16 protein-coding genes and 1 tRNA gene are annotated in these 16,343 nt (G+C 65.9%); 4 read left to right on the forward strand and 13 right to left on the reverse strand.

Going from position 1 to position 16,343, the window contains the following annotated elements; genetic code table 11:
• Positions 1–428 precede the first annotated feature (428 nt).
• Positions 429–1,670: a D-amino acid dehydrogenase gene (locus RFM52_RS30635; protein WP_320293785.1), complete on the forward strand. Its 1,242-nt coding sequence runs from the start codon at positions 429–431 to the stop codon at positions 1,668–1,670.
• A gap of 97 nt (positions 1,671–1,767) precedes the next feature.
• On the forward strand, positions 1,768–2,517 hold the full coding sequence (locus tag RFM52_RS30640) for a maleate cis-trans isomerase family protein (RefSeq protein WP_320293786.1): 750 nt from the start codon (positions 1,768–1,770) through the stop codon (positions 2,515–2,517).
• A 253-nt stretch (positions 2,518–2,770) separates the two neighbouring features.
• Here RFM52_RS30640 and RFM52_RS30645 read toward each other — a convergent pair whose 3' ends face one another.
• Positions 2,771–2,896 carry a type II toxin -antitoxin system TacA 1-like antitoxin gene (locus RFM52_RS30645; RefSeq protein ID WP_320293787.1) on the reverse strand — a complete coding sequence of 42 codons (126 nt, stop codon included), beginning with the start codon at positions 2,894–2,896 and terminating at the stop codon, positions 2,771–2,773.
• A 145-nt stretch (positions 2,897–3,041) separates the two neighbouring features.
• Between RFM52_RS30645 and RFM52_RS30650 the strand changes: the two genes are divergently transcribed.
• Positions 3,042–3,218, forward strand: coding sequence for a hypothetical protein (locus RFM52_RS30650; protein WP_140542936.1), 177 nt, complete (start codon positions 3,042–3,044; stop codon positions 3,216–3,218).
• A gap of 36 nt (positions 3,219–3,254) precedes the next feature.
• On the opposite strand, the gene RFM52_RS30655 is transcribed toward RFM52_RS30650, so the two are convergent.
• From RFM52_RS30655 to RFM52_RS30705, 11 genes are all read right to left on the reverse strand, one after another.
• Positions 3,255–3,560, reverse strand: a complete 306-nt coding sequence (locus tag RFM52_RS30655) for a UBP-type zinc finger domain-containing protein (RefSeq protein WP_320293788.1) — start codon at positions 3,558–3,560, stop codon at positions 3,255–3,257.
• Complete coding sequence (locus RFM52_RS30660) at positions 3,560–5,233, reverse strand: FAD-dependent oxidoreductase (RefSeq protein ID WP_320293789.1); 1,674 nt, start codon at positions 5,231–5,233, stop codon at positions 3,560–3,562. The genes RFM52_RS30655 and RFM52_RS30660 overlap by 1 nt, the downstream gene beginning before the upstream one ends.
• Before the next feature lie 407 nt (positions 5,234–5,640).
• Positions 5,641–5,725, reverse strand: a tRNA-Leu gene (locus RFM52_RS30665).
• A gap of 191 nt (positions 5,726–5,916) precedes the next feature.
• Positions 5,917–6,537: a 2,3-bisphosphoglycerate-dependent phosphoglycerate mutase gene (locus RFM52_RS30670; RefSeq protein WP_320293790.1), complete on the reverse strand. Its 621-nt coding sequence runs from the start codon at positions 6,535–6,537 to the stop codon at positions 5,917–5,919.
• Positions 6,538–6,614: 77 nt separating this feature from the next.
• Entirely contained in the window at positions 6,615–7,436 is an 822-nt protein-coding gene (dapB, locus tag RFM52_RS30675; protein ID WP_320293791.1) for a 4-hydroxy-tetrahydrodipicolinate reductase, read from the reverse strand.
• Positions 7,433–9,304 carry an ABC transporter ATP-binding protein gene (locus tag RFM52_RS30680; protein WP_320293792.1) on the reverse strand — a complete coding sequence of 624 codons (1,872 nt, stop codon included), beginning with the start codon at positions 9,302–9,304 and terminating at the stop codon, positions 7,433–7,435. Before RFM52_RS30680 ends, dapB begins: the two co-directional genes overlap by 4 nt.
• A gap of 192 nt (positions 9,305–9,496) precedes the next feature.
• Positions 9,497–10,516 carry a glucokinase gene (locus RFM52_RS30685; RefSeq protein WP_430699221.1) on the reverse strand — a complete coding sequence of 340 codons (1,020 nt, stop codon included), beginning with the start codon at positions 10,514–10,516 and terminating at the stop codon, positions 9,497–9,499.
• A gap of 89 nt (positions 10,517–10,605) precedes the next feature.
• The gene (mepA, locus tag RFM52_RS30690; protein ID WP_320293793.1) at positions 10,606–11,688 is read right to left on the reverse strand and encodes a penicillin-insensitive murein endopeptidase; all 1,083 of its coding nucleotides are present in this window, start codon (positions 11,686–11,688) and stop codon (positions 10,606–10,608) included.
• A gap of 143 nt (positions 11,689–11,831) precedes the next feature.
• Positions 11,832–12,734 carry an SDR family oxidoreductase gene (locus RFM52_RS30695; RefSeq protein ID WP_320293794.1) on the reverse strand — a complete coding sequence of 301 codons (903 nt, stop codon included), beginning with the start codon at positions 12,732–12,734 and terminating at the stop codon, positions 11,832–11,834.
• A 13-nt stretch (positions 12,735–12,747) separates the two neighbouring features.
• Complete coding sequence (queG, locus tag RFM52_RS30700) at positions 12,748–13,899, reverse strand: tRNA epoxyqueuosine(34) reductase QueG (RefSeq protein WP_320293795.1); 1,152 nt, start codon at positions 13,897–13,899, stop codon at positions 12,748–12,750.
• Entirely contained in the window at positions 13,880–14,572 is a 693-nt protein-coding gene (locus tag RFM52_RS30705) for a glutathione S-transferase family protein (protein ID WP_320293796.1), read from the reverse strand. Before RFM52_RS30705 ends, queG begins: the two co-directional genes overlap by 20 nt.
• Before the next feature lie 320 nt (positions 14,573–14,892).
• Here RFM52_RS30705 and RFM52_RS30710 point away from each other — a divergent pair, with 320 nt between their 5' ends.
• A complete protein-coding gene (locus tag RFM52_RS30710) occupies positions 14,893–15,699 on the forward strand; it encodes an undecaprenyl-diphosphate phosphatase (RefSeq protein ID WP_320293797.1) in 807 nt (268 codons plus the stop codon).
• A 224-nt stretch (positions 15,700–15,923) separates the two neighbouring features.
• Here the strand turns inward: RFM52_RS30710 and RFM52_RS30715 are convergent, their stop codons facing one another.
• Complete coding sequence (locus RFM52_RS30715; protein ID WP_320293798.1) at positions 15,924–16,301, reverse strand: YraN family protein; 378 nt, start codon at positions 16,299–16,301, stop codon at positions 15,924–15,926.
• Positions 16,302–16,343 lie beyond the last annotated feature (42 nt).

Consider the following 16,343-nt stretch of genomic DNA (forward strand, 5'->3'; position numbering starts at 1 on the left):
AAGGGGCCGTCCACCCATCATTCTAGGGCGGAGCAAGGAGCGAAGCGACGCGCGCAGACCCTAGAATCCATTCCGTGACGCTAAGGCGTTGCTGCGGTTGCAGAATTCTGCACCGTTGCACCCTACGGCAGAGGTCATGGCATGGATACTCGGGTCAAGCCCGAGTATGACGACGTCATGGAGGGCCCGGGCTAATCTCCAACGTCGTCGCCAGAAGCGCTCACTACCCCACCGGCGCCTTCAACCAGAGCGCCTTTTTCGCCCAGCGTCGAGACGTCAGGGATTAGCGACGACATTCGTTCGATGCGCCATTTGCGATCGTCCTGCCGACGAGCGGCGCTGTCCCGCCGACATCTCCGCATGTGTGCCATTGCACACTGCAGTCCACCCTCTAAACTGCCCCCAAACTTGCGATCTCCGGAGGCGCCATGCGCGTGATCGTGTTGGGTGGCGGCGTGGTCGGCGTCACCACCGCCTATCAGCTGCAGAAGGACGGGCACGAGGTCGTCATCCTCGAGCGCCAGCAACAGGTCGCCGCCGAGACCAGCTGGGGCAATGCCGGCATGATCGCGCCGGGGCATTCCTTCGTCTGGTCGTCGCCCAGGGCGCCAATGATCCTGCTTAAATCGCTGGTGTTGAAGGATCAGGCGCTGCGCTTCAGGCTCTCGGCCGATCCCCGGCTCTACAGCTGGTCGTGGCTGTTCCTGATGGAATGCACGGCGCAGAAGGCCCGACGCAACACGCTGCTCAAGCATCGCCTCGCCGTCTACTCGCAATCGATCCTGCACGAGGTCGTCGCCGATGAGGCGATCGACTACGACCGCAACGATCGCGGCATCCTCTATTTCTACCGCAGCCAGCAGGCGCTCGACAAAGGCGTCGAGCATATGCGGCTGCTCGAATCCGACGGCCAGCTGATCAAGGTGCTCGCCCGCGACGCCATCGTCGCGCTCGATCCGTCGCTGGCCTCCGCACGTGAAAAGATCGCCGGCGGCATCCATTGCCCGACCGACGAGACCGGCGACCCGGCGAAATTCACCCGGGCGCTTGCCGCCAAGGTGGTCGAGCGCGGCGGCGAGATCCGCACCGGCACCACCATCACCGGCATCGAGACGTCCCGCGACGGCGTCGCGCAGGTGATGACCGACAAGGGCGGGGTCAAGGGCGACGCCTATGTGCTGGCGCTCGGCTCCTACAGCCCGCTGATAGCCAAGACGGTCGGCATCAGCCTGCCGATCTATCCGATCAAGGGCTATTCGCTGACCATTCCTGTCGGCAACCGTCCGGCGCCGCCGACCATCGCGGCCATCGACGAGCACAATCTGGTCGCCGTCTCGCGCTTCGGCGACCGGCTGCGCGTCACCGCCACCGCCGAGTTCGCCGGCTACGACACCAGCCACAAGCCGGCCGATTTCGCCTTCATGAAGGGTGTGACCGAGGAGCTTTATCCCGAAGGCGCCGATTACGACCGCGCCGAAATGTGGGCGGGTCTGCGGCCGATGACGCCGAACAACCTGCCCGAGTTCGGCCAGCGGCGCCTGCGCAACCTCTATTTCAACACCGGGCACGGCCATATCGGCTGGACCATGTCGCACGGCTCGGCCCGCATCACCGCCGACCTGATCGCCGGCCGCAAGCCGGCGATCTCGATGGACGGACTTTTGAACTGAGAACATGATCCCGACGGGGTCGACCAGGAAAGGGAATGCCATGTCTGTCAGCGCGGCTGCCACCCGCCCTCAATCTTCGGGGCCTGTCGATTTGGGCGTGCTTCCATCCGAGATCGACGGCGGCCTCGCCTCGCGCGCGGCGATCGGGCTCGCGATCCTCGCCACCGACCAGACGCTGGAGCATGAGTTCCGTGCGCTGGTGCGCATTCCGGGCGTCGCCTTCTACGAGGCGCGCCTCTTCAACGACAACGACATCACGCCGGAAACACTGCGCGCCATGGGCCCACGCATCGCGCCGACCGTCGACCTCATCCTGCCCAGCATCCCGCTCGACGTCGTCGGTTTCGGCTGCACCTCGGCGACCATGACGCTCGGCGAGGAAGCCGTCTTCGCCGAGATCAGGAAGGCGCGGCCCGGCGTCGCCTGCACCACGCCGGTCACCGGCGCCTTGGCCGCCTTCAAGGCGCTCGGCGTCAAGGGCATCGGCCTGCTGACCCCTTACGCGCCTGAGATCAACCAGGGCCTGGTTCGTTATTTCACTGGACGTGGCCTCGACATCGCCGCCGTCGCCACCTTCGACCGACGCGACGATCGCGAGGCCGCCCGCATCTCGCTCGCCTCGATCGAGGCGGCGGCCGAGCGCATGGCTGAAGTGCCGGGCGTCGAAGCGATCTTCATCTCCTGCACCAGCCTGCGCGTCGCCGAGGCGGTGGCGGAGCTGGAGCGGCGCATCGGCGTTCCCGTCACCTCCTCCAATCACGCCATGGCCTGGCACTGCCTGCGCCTTGCCGGCATCGACGACTTGGTGCCGGCGGGTGGGAGGCTGTTCGCGCTGCCGGCTGTTTGATCGGCGGAGGCGGACTTTCAGGGGGATAGGAAGCGCATCCAGCGGGTCATCCCATAGGGCGCTCCCCTCTCCGTCTCGGCTTCGCCGAGCCACCTCTCCCCGCCTTTTGGCGGGGCGAGGAACCCAGGCTTGCGGAGACGCGGCCTTGGCGATTGGCGTTCCTCGCCCCCGCAAAGCGGGGGAGAGGTGTCCGCGCAGCGGACGGAGAGGGGGCTGCGCTGCCATGGGCGATTGATCTCGGCAGCCGCAGACGTCACTTACTCTCCCATGGCTGCGGGGTGTTCATGAGTCTGGACAGCTTCTCGTTGGATTGGGCCGGCGCATCGAGCAGAGCCAGGAATTCCGCATAGACCTCGAGCGGAACCTCGATACGGTTCATCAATGTCTCCCTGGAGGGAGGCTCGTCCTTACGATCGTTTTTCATGATCTCACAATAACAGATCGCCACCCGTTAACCGAATCGGAAGGAGATGTTTAACGCTTCGTCTCTATGTCCCTCCCTGGGAGGCGCAGACAGAGCGAGCATGATGAACGACGAAAAGCGAAACGAATGGCGTGCCATCTTCTACGTGCAGGCGCGCGTCGCCATCCTGTTTGTGCCGGTCGTGCTCAGCCTTCTCTTGATCGGCATCCTTGCCGGCAATGAGCGCAAATCCGTGCCCGACGCCGTCGATCCGACCGTGACGAGCTCGGTGCGCTAAACCGGACGCTTGGCCGCGCCGGCTTGCCCTGCACGCTCAAACAAACTTCGGGATCGGGCCGTTCTGCGGCGTCGTATCGCCTTCGAGGTCGATGAACACCTCGTCGACGAAGCACCAGGCCCAGCCTTCCGGCGGGTCGTAGCCTTCGATGATCGGATGCTGCGTGGCATGGAAATGCTTTGTCGCATGACGGTTGGGCGAGTCGTCGCAGCAGCCGACATGGCCGCAGGTCCGGCAGAGCCGCAGATGCACCCACCAGGACCCGCTCTTCAGGCATTCCTCGCAGCCGAGCGCGCTCGGCGTGACCTTTTTGATGTCCTTGGTATGCCTGCATTCGTCCATCACGCTCTCCTCGCCGGTTCACCGTTTCGCGCCAGATAGGCATGCAGCGCCGCGACCACCTGCGCGCCTTCGCCGACGGCGGCCGCGACGCGCTTGGTCGAGCCGCAGCGCACGTCGCCAATGGCGAACACGCCGCGTCGGCTCGTCTCCATCAGTCCGTGCCCCGGTGTCGTGTCGGGTCCGGTGCGCACGAAACCCTTGGCGTCCAGCGCCACGTTGCAATTCGCCAGCCAGTCGGTGTTCGGATCGGCGCCGATGAACAGGAAGAGGTGATGGATGGGACGCGTCGTCTCTTCACCGGTCGCCCGGTTGCGCCAGCGCAACGCTTCCAGATTGCCTTCGCTGCCCTCCAGCGCCGCGACCTCGGTCTCGGTCAGCACCTCGATGTTGGGCTGCGCCGCGATGCGCTCGACAAGATAGCGCGACATGGTGGCGTCGAGGCTGTCGCGGCGCGCCAAGAGCGTCACCTTGCGCACCTGGCTCGCCAGATAGACGGCCGCCTGTCCGGCCGAATTGCCGGCGCCGACCAGCGCCACCTCCTGGTCCTGGCAAAGCCTGGCCTCGATCGGCGAGGCCCAGTAATGCACCGAGGTTCCCTCGAACTGCGCCAGGTTGGCGATGTCGAGGCGGCGGTAGCGCGCGCCGCTGGCGATCACCACCGCGCGCGAGCGCACCGTTTCTCCATCGCCGATGGAGAGCCTGTAGCGGGCGCCGTCGCCGGCGTCGTCGAGCAGCTTTGCCTCGTCGGGGATGACCATCTCGACGCCGAATTTCTGCGCCTGGTTATAGGCGCGCGCCATCAGCGCCATGCCGGTGATGCCGGTCGGGAAGCCGAGATAGTTCTCGATGCGAGCCGAGGCGCCCGCCTGGCCGCCGAAGGCGCGGCAATCGAGCACGATGGTCGACAGCCCTTCCGAGGCGGCATAGACCGCCGCAGCCAGCCCCGCCGGTCCGGCGCCGACGATCGCCACGTCATAGACCTTATCGGCATCGATCGGCCGCAGCAGCCCGACGCAGCGGGCAAGCTCGGTCTCGCCCGGATTGTGCATGAGCTTGCCGTTCGGGCAGAGCACGATCGGCAGATGGTGCGGATCGACATGGAACCGCTCGATCAGCGTTTTCGCGCAAGGGTCGGTGTCGGAATCGAGCGCCCGGTGCGGCAGCCCGCTGCGCCGCAGAAACCCTTGCAGTCGCAGCACGTCGCCATTGCCGGGCGGGCCGATGACGACCGGCCCGCTGGCGCCGCTTTCGAGCAGGCCGACGCGGCGCAGGATCAGCGCCCGCATGATGCGCTCGCCGAGGTTCGCCTCCTGCACCATCAGGTCGCGCAGCCGCTGCGAGGGGATGACGATGGCCTCGACCGGCGAGGCCGCCTCGGCATTGACCAGTGACGGCCGGTTCGACAACTGCGCCAGCTCGCCGACGAAATTGCCCGCGCCATAGCTGATGATCGGCTCGCGCGGCCCGATCCCTCCGGCCTGGGTGATGTCGACCTTGCCCGACAGGATGAGGATCACGCCTGGCGAAACCGCACCAGCCGTGACGATATGATCGCCGGCGGCATAGGCGCGCGCCTCGCCGAAGCGGCGCATACGCTCGATATCCGCATCGGTCAGGATGGGAAACATCTGGTCGCGGCGGGCGGCAATGGTCGGGCTGACGGTAGGGGCCATGGGCGGACCGTAGCGTCCGGGGCGGCGGGTTTGAAGCGGTTTGTTGGGGGACTGGCCGGAAGGGGAGGTGGATGGCGGCGCCCATCCGGTCGTCATCCACGGGCGGAGCAAGGAGCGTAGCGACGCGGCGCAGACCCGAGGATCCATGCCGTGACCTTGGCCTTGTCGTGCCACGGAGCAGAATTCTGGAATGCCGCAACGCTTCGACGTCACGGCATGGATCCCAGGGTCTCCGCGACGGAGCTTCGCTCCTGCTTCGCCCTAGGATGACGAAGCTCAGAGGCTACGGCCAATCGAACGTCGTAAATCTGGGAAGCGCTATCCCGTTGGCAGTCGGGATGAATGGCGACCCCTTCGCTCTTGGAACTTCGGGATGGCCTGCCATCCGAAGCTCGAAGAGCGAAGGATGGTGCCCAGAAGAGGACTCGAACCTCCACTCCTTGCGGAACACGGACCTGAACCGTGCGCGTCTACCAATTCCGCCATCTGGGCTGGTGCGGGCTCATGTAAGCGGGCAAACGATATGTGTCAACGCGCTTTTTTCGTCGGCGCCGATGCTGGATAGCCGGGGCTCCGGTTCTGGCTTTGAGCCCGGACGAGTTAGTCGCGGAAGCTGGCGCTGCCCCTCATCCGCCTGCCGGCACCTTCTCCCCGTATAGTGACGGGGAGAAGGAAGCTTTGCCTCACCCCTCGAGCACGTCCTTCGACGCCACGGTGGAATCGGCGTTGAGCTTGTAGATGACCGGCACGCCGGTGCCGAGCTCGAGCTTGACGATCTCCTCGCCGCTCTTGCCGTCCAGCGCCATGATCAGCGCGCGCAGCGAATTGCCATGCGCGGCGACAAGCACGGTTTCGCCGCGCAGTACATGCGGCTGCACATCGTGCAGGTAATAGGGCCAGACCCGCGCGCCGGTGTCTTTCAGGCTTTCGCCGCCGGGCGGCGCGATGTCGTAGGAGCGGCGCCAGATATGCACCTGCTCCTCGCCCCATTTCTTGCGCGCGTCGTCCTTGTTGAGACCGGAGAGGTCGCCATAGTCGCGCTCGTTGAGCGCCTGGTCGCGGATCGTCTTGAGATCGCTCTGGCCGACGACGTCGAGGATGTGCTGGCAGGTCACCTGCGCCCGCTTCAGCGCCGAGGTGTAGGCGATGTCGAATTTCAGGCCGCGCGCCTTGAGCTTTTCGCCGGCCGCGAGCGCTTCCGCCGTGCCCTGTTCGGTCAGGTCGACGTCGCGCCAGCCGGTGAACAGGTTCTTCAGGTTCCATTCGCTCTGGCCGTGGCGCACGAGCACGAGAGTTCCCGACATGTCAGCTCCTCTAGGGGTTGGGCAATTCCAACGGTTTCGTCCGGAACTGCCTAAGAAGGAAATACTTCAGGCTTGTGTCAGGAAAGTCCGAGCACATCCCGCATGGAATAGAGGCCCGGCTTCTTCGCGCGAGCCCAAAGCGCTGCCTTCACCGCGCCGCGCGCGAAAATCGCCCGGTCCTCGGCATGATGGGAAAGCGTGATGCGCTCGCCGGTGCCGGCAAGGATCACGCTGTGGTCGCCGACCACCGAGCCGCCGCGCAGCGCCGCGAAGCCGATGGAGCCGGTCTTGCGCACGCCGGTGTGGCCGTCGCGCACCCGCACGCTGTTGTCCGCAAGATCGATCCCACGTCCCTTCGCCGCCGCTTCGCCGAGCAGCAGCGCCGTGCCGGACGGCGCGTCGACCTTGTGCCGGTGATGCATCTCAAGGATCTCGATGTCGAAATCCTCCGGGTCGAGCGCCTTGGCGGCCTGCTCGACGAGCACGGCAAGCAGGTTGACGCCGAGGCTCATATTGCCGGATTTGACGATCGTGGCATGGCGCGCGGCGGCGGCGATCTTTGCATTGTCGTCGGCCGAGCAGCCTGTGGTGCCGATAACATGGACGATGCGCGCCTGCGCCGCATAGCCGGCGAATTCGACACTCGCGCTTGGAGCCGTGAAATCGAGCACGCCGTTGGCCTTGGCGAAGGCCGGCAGCGGATCGTTGACGATCGGCACGTTGATGATGCCGATGCCCGCAAGCTCGCCGGCATCCTTGCCGAGATGGGCCGAGTCCGGCCGCTCGATCGCGGCGGCGACGCGCGCGCCGGGCATGGTGTGGATGGCGCGGATCAGCGTCTGGCCCATGCGGCCGGCGGCGCCCACCACCACCAGGCCCATATCGCCGGATTCACTCATGCGCTTCTCCTGACGGTCTTCTTGGCGCGGCTGCGCGGCGCCGGAGTTTGGGCCGAAGTTTGGCTTGCCTTGACGTCGTCGACAAGCCCCAGCCCCTTCTTGCCCTGGATCCGGTGGAAACGGGCATAGATGCTGTGCGGGTCGGCCATCAGCATTGCATGCGTGCCTTCCTCGACCAGCCGGCCCTCTTCCAGCACGATGATGTGGTCGGCATTGACCACCGTCGAAAGCCGGTGCGCGATCACGATGGTCGTGCGCCCTTCCATCACATGGGTCAGCGCTTCCTGGACGCGCGCCTCTGCCTCGTTGTCGAGCGCCGAGGTCGCCTCGTCGAGCAACAGGATCGGCGCCTGGCGCACGATGGCGCGCGCTATCGACACGCGCTGGCGCTGGCCGCCGGAAAGGGTCGAGCCGCCTTCGCCGACCGGCGTGTCGTAGCCTTGCGGCTGCTGGCGGATGAACTCGTCGGCGGCGGCCTGTTTCGCCGCCTGCTCGATCTCGGCGTCGGTGGCCGACAGCCGGCCGTAGCGGATATTGTCGCGGATCGTGCCTTCGAAGAGATAAGGCGCCTGCGCCACATAGGCGATCGATTGGCGCAGCGAATGCTTGGTCACCTTGGCAATATCCTGGCCATCGACCTCGATCGAGCCCTTGTCGACGTCGTAGAAGCGCTGCAGCAGCGCCACCATCGTCGACTTGCCGGCGCCCGAGGCGCCGACGACCGCCGTGACCTTGCCGGCGGCGGCGGTAAAGCTCAGGTCCCGCAGCACCGGCGTGTCGGCGTTGTAGCCGAAGGTCACATTGTTGAAGCGCACCTCGCCGGTGGTGACCTTCGCCTCGACCGCGTCGGGGGCGTCACCCTGCTTCGGCTCGAGGTCGAGCAGCTCGTAGATCATGCGCGCATTGACCAGGGCACGTTCCATGCCGACCTGCGTGCGCGCCAGGCGCCTTGCCGGATCATAGGCCAGGATCAGCGCGGTGATGAAGGAAAACACCGCGCCTGGCGGCTGCCCAAGCACCAGCGCCCGATAGCCGGAATAGGCGAGCACGGCGGTAACGGCGAGGCCGCCGAGGATTTCGGAAATCGGCGACAGCCGCTCCGCGACGCGGGCGATCTTGTTGTTACGCTGCTCGGCCGTGTCGGCCATGATGCCGATGCGGCGCGCCAGCTCGTCCTCCAGGGTGAAGGCCTTGACGATGGCGATGCCTTGCGTGGCCTCCTGCACCGACCCGTTCAGCCGTGAGTTGATCAGCACAGATTCGCGGTTGATCTTGCGCAGGCGGCGGGTGATGTAGATGACGGCCCAGATCAACGGCGGCCCGATCAGCAGCGAGCTGAGCGACAACACCGGATCCTGGTAGATCATCACCCCGACGAGGGCGACGAGCGAGACCGCGTCGCGGCTGATGGAGGTCAGCGTCAGCGACAAGAGGTCACGGATGCCGCCGACATTCTCGTTCACCTGTGCCGCCAGCCGGCCGGAACGGGTCTCGTTGAAGAAGTTGACGCCGAGCTTCATCAGATGGTCGAAGCTGCGCTTCTGGTAGCGGGCGACCAGGTTGTTGCCGATCCTGGCCAGCGCCACCGCCTGGCCATAGCCGGCGAAGCCGCGCAGCACGGAGGCGCCCATGAAACCGGCGCAGATCCACACGATCATGTCGCTGCGCCGTTCGTAGAAGATCTGGTTGATCATCGGGGCCATGATCCACGCCGTGAAGGCGGTGGTGCCGGAAACGATCAGCAGGCATACGACGGCGACGACATAGGTCCAGCGATATTCCTTGCCGTTTTCGGCCAGGATGCGGCGCAGCACCGCACTGACCTCGGTAGGCTGGACTTTCAGTTTGAGGGAACTTTGAACAGTCAAATCGGGGGCGCTTCGTGGTTTTCCGCGTGCAGGATGGGCCGCATTTCGGCATCCTCTTAGAGCAATTCCAGGAAAAGTGTGAGCGGTTTTCCGTCCGGAATTGCGTCAAAACAAAGGGATAGCCCCGGCTACGGCTTGCCTATGGCGAAACTTCGTCGCGGCGGCCGATCGCTACCCCCAAAGCCGGCGCGATCACGTCCGCCAGTGGCGTCCCGCCGTGTTCACGCCGAACAGCGACGGCGTCCTGGCATAGGCGGCAAGCCCGAGCAGCGCCGCCAGCGGATGGGTGATGACATAGACCGGCATTTCGCGCATCAGCGCGCTGTGCGGCGCCTTGTCCTCGAAGGCGGCGCGGAAATTGCCCGCTTTCAGCGCCGGCACGATCTTTTGCGCGATGCCGCCCGTCAGGAACACGCCGCCGCGGCCCATGAACACCAGCGCCAGGTCGCCCGCGGTGCGGCCGAGGCAGGTGACGAAGAGCGTCAGCGCTTCTTCAGCCACCGGATCGGATTTCGAAAGTGCGGCCGCAGTGACCTCGGCCGGCGTCGTCAAAGGCGTCGGCTTGCCGTCGGTCCTGGCCACGGCCCGATAGACGTTGACCAGCCCGCGTCCGCACAGGATCTGCTCGCCGGAGATGCGGCCTTCGAGCTTGTCGATATGCGGGAACACCTCGAAGTCGCGCGGCGTGCGCGGGCCGATATCCATATGCCCGCCCTCGCCCGGCACCGGGATCCAGTGGTTGAGCGCATAGATCAGCCCGGCGACGCCAAGACCCGTTCCGGGGCCGAGCACGACCCGGCTCGCATTGGGCTCCGGCGTGCCGCCGCCGATCTTTTCCATATGCTCCTCGCCGAGCGCCACCACGGCCAGCGCCTGCGCCTCGAAATCGTTGAGCACGACGACCTCGCTCAGGCCCAGATTGGCGAACATCTGCCGGGGCTTCACCACCCAGGGGCAGTTGGTGAGCGGGATCTCGTCGCCGTCGACCGGCCCGGCGATCGCCAGCACCGCCGAATTCGGCTGGATGGACGAGCGGTCGAGCACCGCCGCCTGGATCGCCTCGTCGATGGTCGTGAAATTGGCGGTCTGGACGATCTGCGGCTCGGTCGCTTCCGAATTGGCGTCGAGCACGATCGAGAAGCGCGCATTGGTGCCGCCAATATCGCCGATCAGGACCGGGAACCGCAGCCCCGTCTCGTTCTCGCCTGACATGCTCTTGATCGTCCTCGTTGCGCCGCCACTGCGCCGTTTCAATCGATTGACTAGCGCATGGCCCCGGAAAGGGGAAGCCCGCTTGCGCGTCAGTTCCCGGGCCGTGGGCGCGGCAGCGGGATGCCGATCTTTGGCGTCGGCGCGAAGGCGCTCGCCGCCGACGGCATCGCGGCGTTGCCGCTGGAGATCGTTTCCGCCGGCTCGCTCGGCTGCGGCTCGGCCACGGCCACCGCGGCGGCGGCGCCGCCGTGATAGGTCACCGCCTCCAGCGAAGGCGCGTCCGGCGCATTGACAACATCCAGGCACTGCTTGGGCAGATTGGCCATCGTCATCAGGTCGCGCGCCTTGGGCGCGTCCGGGTTCTTGTTCGGCCGCCACGGCTCCTCGGTGAACCACCAGGCCAACGGCTTGCCGCAGCCATCGTCGTCCGGCGTCGTCTCCTGCGCCTTGCAGAAGGGCGAGCCCGGCTGGCAGCCGATGCGCATATGGAAATGATAGTCGTGGCCCCAGAACGGCCGGACCTTGCGCAGCCAGGAGCGGTCGCCAGTAACGGTGTCGCAGAGCTTCTTCTTGATGCCGGGATTGACCAGGATGCGCTCGACCTCCGGATAGCTTGCCGCGCGTTTGAGCAGCCTGGTGTGGGCCGGCGTCCACAGCGCGTCCTTCACCAGATGCGTCTTCTCGTCGACCATCAGCGTCGCGCTCATCGATTCGCGCTGCGCCATGCTCAGCGGCCGCTTCGGCATCGGCGTCAGCCAGATGTCGGCGTCGAGACCGATCTGGTGCGAGGCGTGGCCGGTCATCATCGGGCCGCCACGCGGTTGCGAGACGTCGCCGACCAGAAGGCCCGGCCAGCCATCGGCCTGGGCGTCGCGCGCCAGTTTTTCGATCAGCGCGATCATGGCCGGATGGCCCCAGCGCCGATTGCGCGACGGGCGCATCACTTCCCAGCCGGGACCCTCCATCGGCAGCGCCACGCCGCCAGTGAAGCAGCCTTTCGAATAGAAGCCGAAGGATTGGGCGGGCGCCACAGCCGGCAGTTTTCGCGCGCCGAACAGGTCCTTCGCTCGGGGTTCGGCCGAGATGGCGACAGCCGCCAGCGCGGCCAGCGTCACCAGCGCCAGGGCTGCGGTCAGGAACGGTTTGCGGTCAGGCAGAGATCGCAAATTCATCAGGCTGGGGCCCCTCTCCAGTCTATCCGTTTTGCCGCGCGGTCAGGCGAACCTGATCGGGAACGAATCATACCACGCCGCGCGTCCCGCATCGATCATGCGAAGGATGATGTCGTCCGAAAACCGCTTCACACGTTCCGGCATCATCCTCTCATCGGGCTGCGCGGCGCGCCGTCCCGCCAGTTGCCGTCGGCCCACATCCGCTCCAGCGCCACCCGGTAGTTGGGAAACCGGAAGCGATAGCCGGCCGCCTTGATCGCCTGATTCGCGACGCGCTTGTTCTCGCCATAGAAAGACCGCGCCATGGGCGAAAGTTGGGCGGTCTCGAAGGGAATTTCCGGCGGCGGCGTGACGCCCATCAGCTCGGCGGCATAGGCGACGACGTCTTGCGGCGGCGCCGGCTCGTCGTCGGTGACGTTGAAGATGCCGCCGAGATTGTTTTCGGAGAGATGCCAGAGCGCCCCGGCAATGTCGTCGCAATGGATGCGATTGAACACTTGTTCCGGCTTGACCAGCCGCCGCGCGGTGCCGTCCTCGAGATTGGCCAGCGCGTTGCGGCCCGGCCCGTAGATCCCGGAAAGCCGCAGGATCGCCACCGGCTTGCCGATCTCGCGGCCAAGCGTCAGCCATTCCTGTTCGGCCGCCACCCGCATCACCGAGCGCTTCGACACCGGCCGGCAGTCGCTGGTCTCGTCCACCCAGGCGCCGCCATGGTCGCCATAGACGCCGACGGTCGAGAGATAGCCGATCCACTCAAGCGCCGGCATCTTATTCCGCAGCGCATCGCCGGCGGCGTTGAGCACCGGGTCGCCGGCCTCGTCGGGAGCGACCGAGACGATGAGATGCGTGGTCTTGGCGAGCGCATCGCCGAGCTCGGGCGACAGCGCGCCGTCGAATTGCAGCGGTTCGATGCCGGCCGATCGCAGCGCCTCGAACTTTTCCGGCGCCCGGGTCGTGCCGGAGATCGGCTCGTGGTGCGCGTTGGCCCGCGCGAAAGCCTTGGCCGAATAGCCGGCGCCGAAGATGAAGAAGCGTCTTTCGCTCATCGATGAACCCCCATCAATCGGCCGTCGCCGGATGTGCCGGTGCCGCCAGCCATTCCTCGCGGACCACCGCGTCCATCTCGGACTTCGAGGCTGTGGCGGCAAGCTCGCCAAATTCGCGCTCGCAGAGCAGCCGCGACAGGGCCCAGATTGCCGCACCCCGCACCAGCGGCGCGGCGTCGCCGAGCAGACCGCGCACAATGGCGGCCAGCGACGCATCGCCGGAATTGCCGGCGGCGATCAGCACGTTGCGGATGAAACGGTCCCGGCCGATGCGCTTGACCGGCGAGCCCGAGAAGAAAGCGCGGAATGCCGGATCGTCGAGCGCGAGCAGCTGCGAAAGCGACGGCTCGCGCAAATCGGCGCGCGCGGCAAGCTTCGCCTCGGAAGCAGCACTTGCGAACTTGTTCCACGGACAGGCGGCCAGGCAGTCGTCGCAGCCATAGATGCGGTTGCCGATCTTTTCGCGGAACTCGCGTGGGATCGGCCCCTTGTTCTCGATGGTCAGGTAGGAAATGCAGCGCCGCGCGTCGAGCCGGTAGGGCGCCGGGAAAGCGTCCGTTGGGCAGGCGTCCAGGCAGGCGCGGCAGGAGCCGCAATGGTCGATCTCGGCCTGGTCCGGCTCCAGCTCGGCCGTGGTGAAGATCGTGCCGAGGAACAGCCACGAGCCATGCGCGCGGCTGACCAGGTTGGTGTGCTTGCCCTGCCAGCCGAGCCCGGCCGCTTCCGCCAGCGGCTTCTCCATCACCGGCGCGGTATCGACGAACACCCTCACGTCGCCGCCTGCCTTGGCCACGATCTTGCCGGCGATCTCCTTCAGCCGGCCCTTCATCACATCGTGATAGTCGCGGTTTTGCGCATAGACCGAGATCGCCCCGCGGTCGGGCTTGGCGAGGATATCGCGCGGGTCGCGGTCCGGGCCGTAATTCATGGCGAGCACGATGATCGAGCGGACCTCCGGCCACAGCGTCGAGGGTTCGGCGCGCCGCTGAAGCGTCTCGGCGATCCACTCCATCTGGCCGTGAAAACCGTCGGCGACGAATTCGGCGAGCCTTGCCCGCGCCAGCGGGATCGCGTCCGGCCGGGTCACGGCGACAGCCTCGAAGCCGGCGCGGCGCGCCTCCGCCTCGATCAGCGCGCGTAAGGTTTCAGAAGTCGAGGTCCGCATAATGCGATACCGGCGACAGGCCGCGCACCCGGTCGGAGAGCAGCGGCCGGAACGACGGCCGCGATTTCACCCGCGTGTACCATTCGCGCGCGGCCGCATGTTCGCGCCAGTCGATCTCGCCCAGATAATCGAGCACCGACAGCGTCGCCGCCGCCGCGAGGTCGGCATAGGTCACCTTGCTGCCGGCCAGCCAATGGCGGGTGCCGGCCAGCCAGTTGGTGTATTTCATGTGCTGGCGGATGTTGGCGCGCGCGGCGCGGATCGCCGCCGAATCCGGCGAGCCGCCGCCGGCGGTTTCCGGCATGACCGGCTTCAGCACGCGCTCGCGCACCAGATGCCGCGTCACTTCGCTTTCGGCCTTGCTGAGATACCAGTCGGTCAGCCGGCGGATTTCGGCGCGCTGCATCGGGTCCTCGGCGAACAGCCTTTTGTCGCGTTTGAGCACCCCGCGCGTCTCGTCGAGATATTCGGCGATCACCATGGCGCCGACGATCGGCACGTCGCCTTCGGCCAGCAGGATCGGCAGCGTGCCGGCCGGGTTCAGCGCCAGGAACTCCTTGCGCCGCGTCCACGGCTTTTCCTCGATCAGCGCCAACTCCTCGCCATACTCGCCGAAGGCGAGGCGGACGAACCGGCAGGTGGCGAACATGGGATGATGGAAAAGCGTCAGCATGGTTCCGCGATGATAGGGCGCACTAGTGTGGTGGATTTGAAGTTCCTGTACCCTCAATGGCATCAGTGTCCAGGAACTTCAAATCCAAAACCACACTAGAACTTAAAGTTGACAGTGTGGCTCAGAATCCGGAATTCGCACATTGCGCTGCTCCGAGGTGCGGCGAATTCCGGATTGCCACACTGGCGAATCGTTACCCGCGCCGGTAAGTCTTGGCGGCCCGTCATGCGGCCGTCACGGTGTTGCGACCTATAGGGGGACTTCCGCGCCGTGACAAGCAAGCCGTTGTCCCCATCTATCCCCGAAATCCTGAGGTTGCCATGGAAAGCCAGACCATCGTCGAAGCGCTGCTGCTTGGGCTTTTGGAGGGCCTGACCGAGTTCATCCCGGTGTCCTCGACCGGCCACATCCTGCTTGCCGGCCATTTCCTCGGCTTTCATTCCACCGGCAAGGCCTTCGAGATCCTGATCCAGCTCGGCGCGATCCTGGCCATCCTCAGCGTTTATTTCAGCAAGCTCTGGCAGATGCTGATCAAGCTGCCCAGCGATCCGCAGACCCGGCATTTCGTCATCGGCATCCTGATTGCCTTCCTGCCGGCGGCGGTCATCGGCGCGCTGGCGCATGATTTCATCAAGACCATCCTGTTTGAATCGCCCAGGCTTATCTGCATCATGCTGATCATCGGCGGCGTTGTGCTGCTCGTCGTCGACCGCATCAACTTCAAGCCGGTGCATCACGACGTCGAGCGCTTCCCGTTGAGCGTCTATCTCAAGATCGGCCTGTTCCAGTGCCTGTCGCTGATCCCCGGCACCTCGCGCTCCGGCTCGACAATCGTCGGTGCGCTGCTGATGGGCGTCGACAAGCGCGCGGCGGCCGAATTCTCCTTCTTCCTCGCCATGCCCACCATGGTCGGCGCCTTCGCCTTCGACCTCTTCAAGAACCGCAACGTGCTGACCTCTGCCGACCTGCCGATCATCGCCGTCGGCTTCATCGCCGCTTTCGTCACCGCGCTCATCGTGGTGCGCTTCCTGCTCGATTACGTCTCGCGCAACGGCTACGCGCTGTTCGGCTGGTGGCGGTTGGTGGTGGGTGGCGTCGGGCTGGTGGCGTTGATGGTCTGGGGGTGAGGCGGGCTTCGCCCACACCGCTTTGTCGAGTTCCCGCCAACCCCCCTCTGGCCTGCCGGCCATCTCCCCCGCAAGGGGGGAGATCAGACGCCATCGCGGCTTTCGCCAATTATCGACGTCGAAGAAGGGCGCGGCGCCTAAGCTGCCAATCTCCCCCGTTGCGGGGGAGATGTCCGGCAGGCCAGAGGGGGGTGCTGTCCCGCCTACGGTCCCGGAAGTAGCCCTCAATTCCGTCCATAAAACGCGTTCTCGACATGCACCGGCCAGCGCCAGGGCAGCACCGCCACCATGTCGAAACGCATCGAAAGCCTGCCGTAATCCGGCTGGCGGGACAGCCAGATATCCGCGGCGCCCTCGATGCGGCGCTCCGATGCATGGCCGATCGCTTCCATCGCCTCGATCAGCGTGCGGCGCGCCTTGACCTCGACGAACAGCACGAGGTCGCCGCGCCTGGCGATCAGGTCGATCTCGCCGAGCCTGGTACGATGGCGGCGGGCGAGGATACGGTAGCCTTTCAGCATCAGCGCCAGCGCCGCCAGCCACTCGCCGCGATGGCCGCGCCGATAGGCTTTGCGGCGATGGCCGGCGGTGCGTTCAGCCATCTTTGTGTTTGACCGTGATCTTTTCCAGAAACCGGCTTCCAC

Source organism: Mesorhizobium humile (assembly GCF_033977215.1).
GTDB lineage: Bacteria > Pseudomonadota > Alphaproteobacteria > Rhizobiales > Rhizobiaceae > Mesorhizobium > Mesorhizobium humile.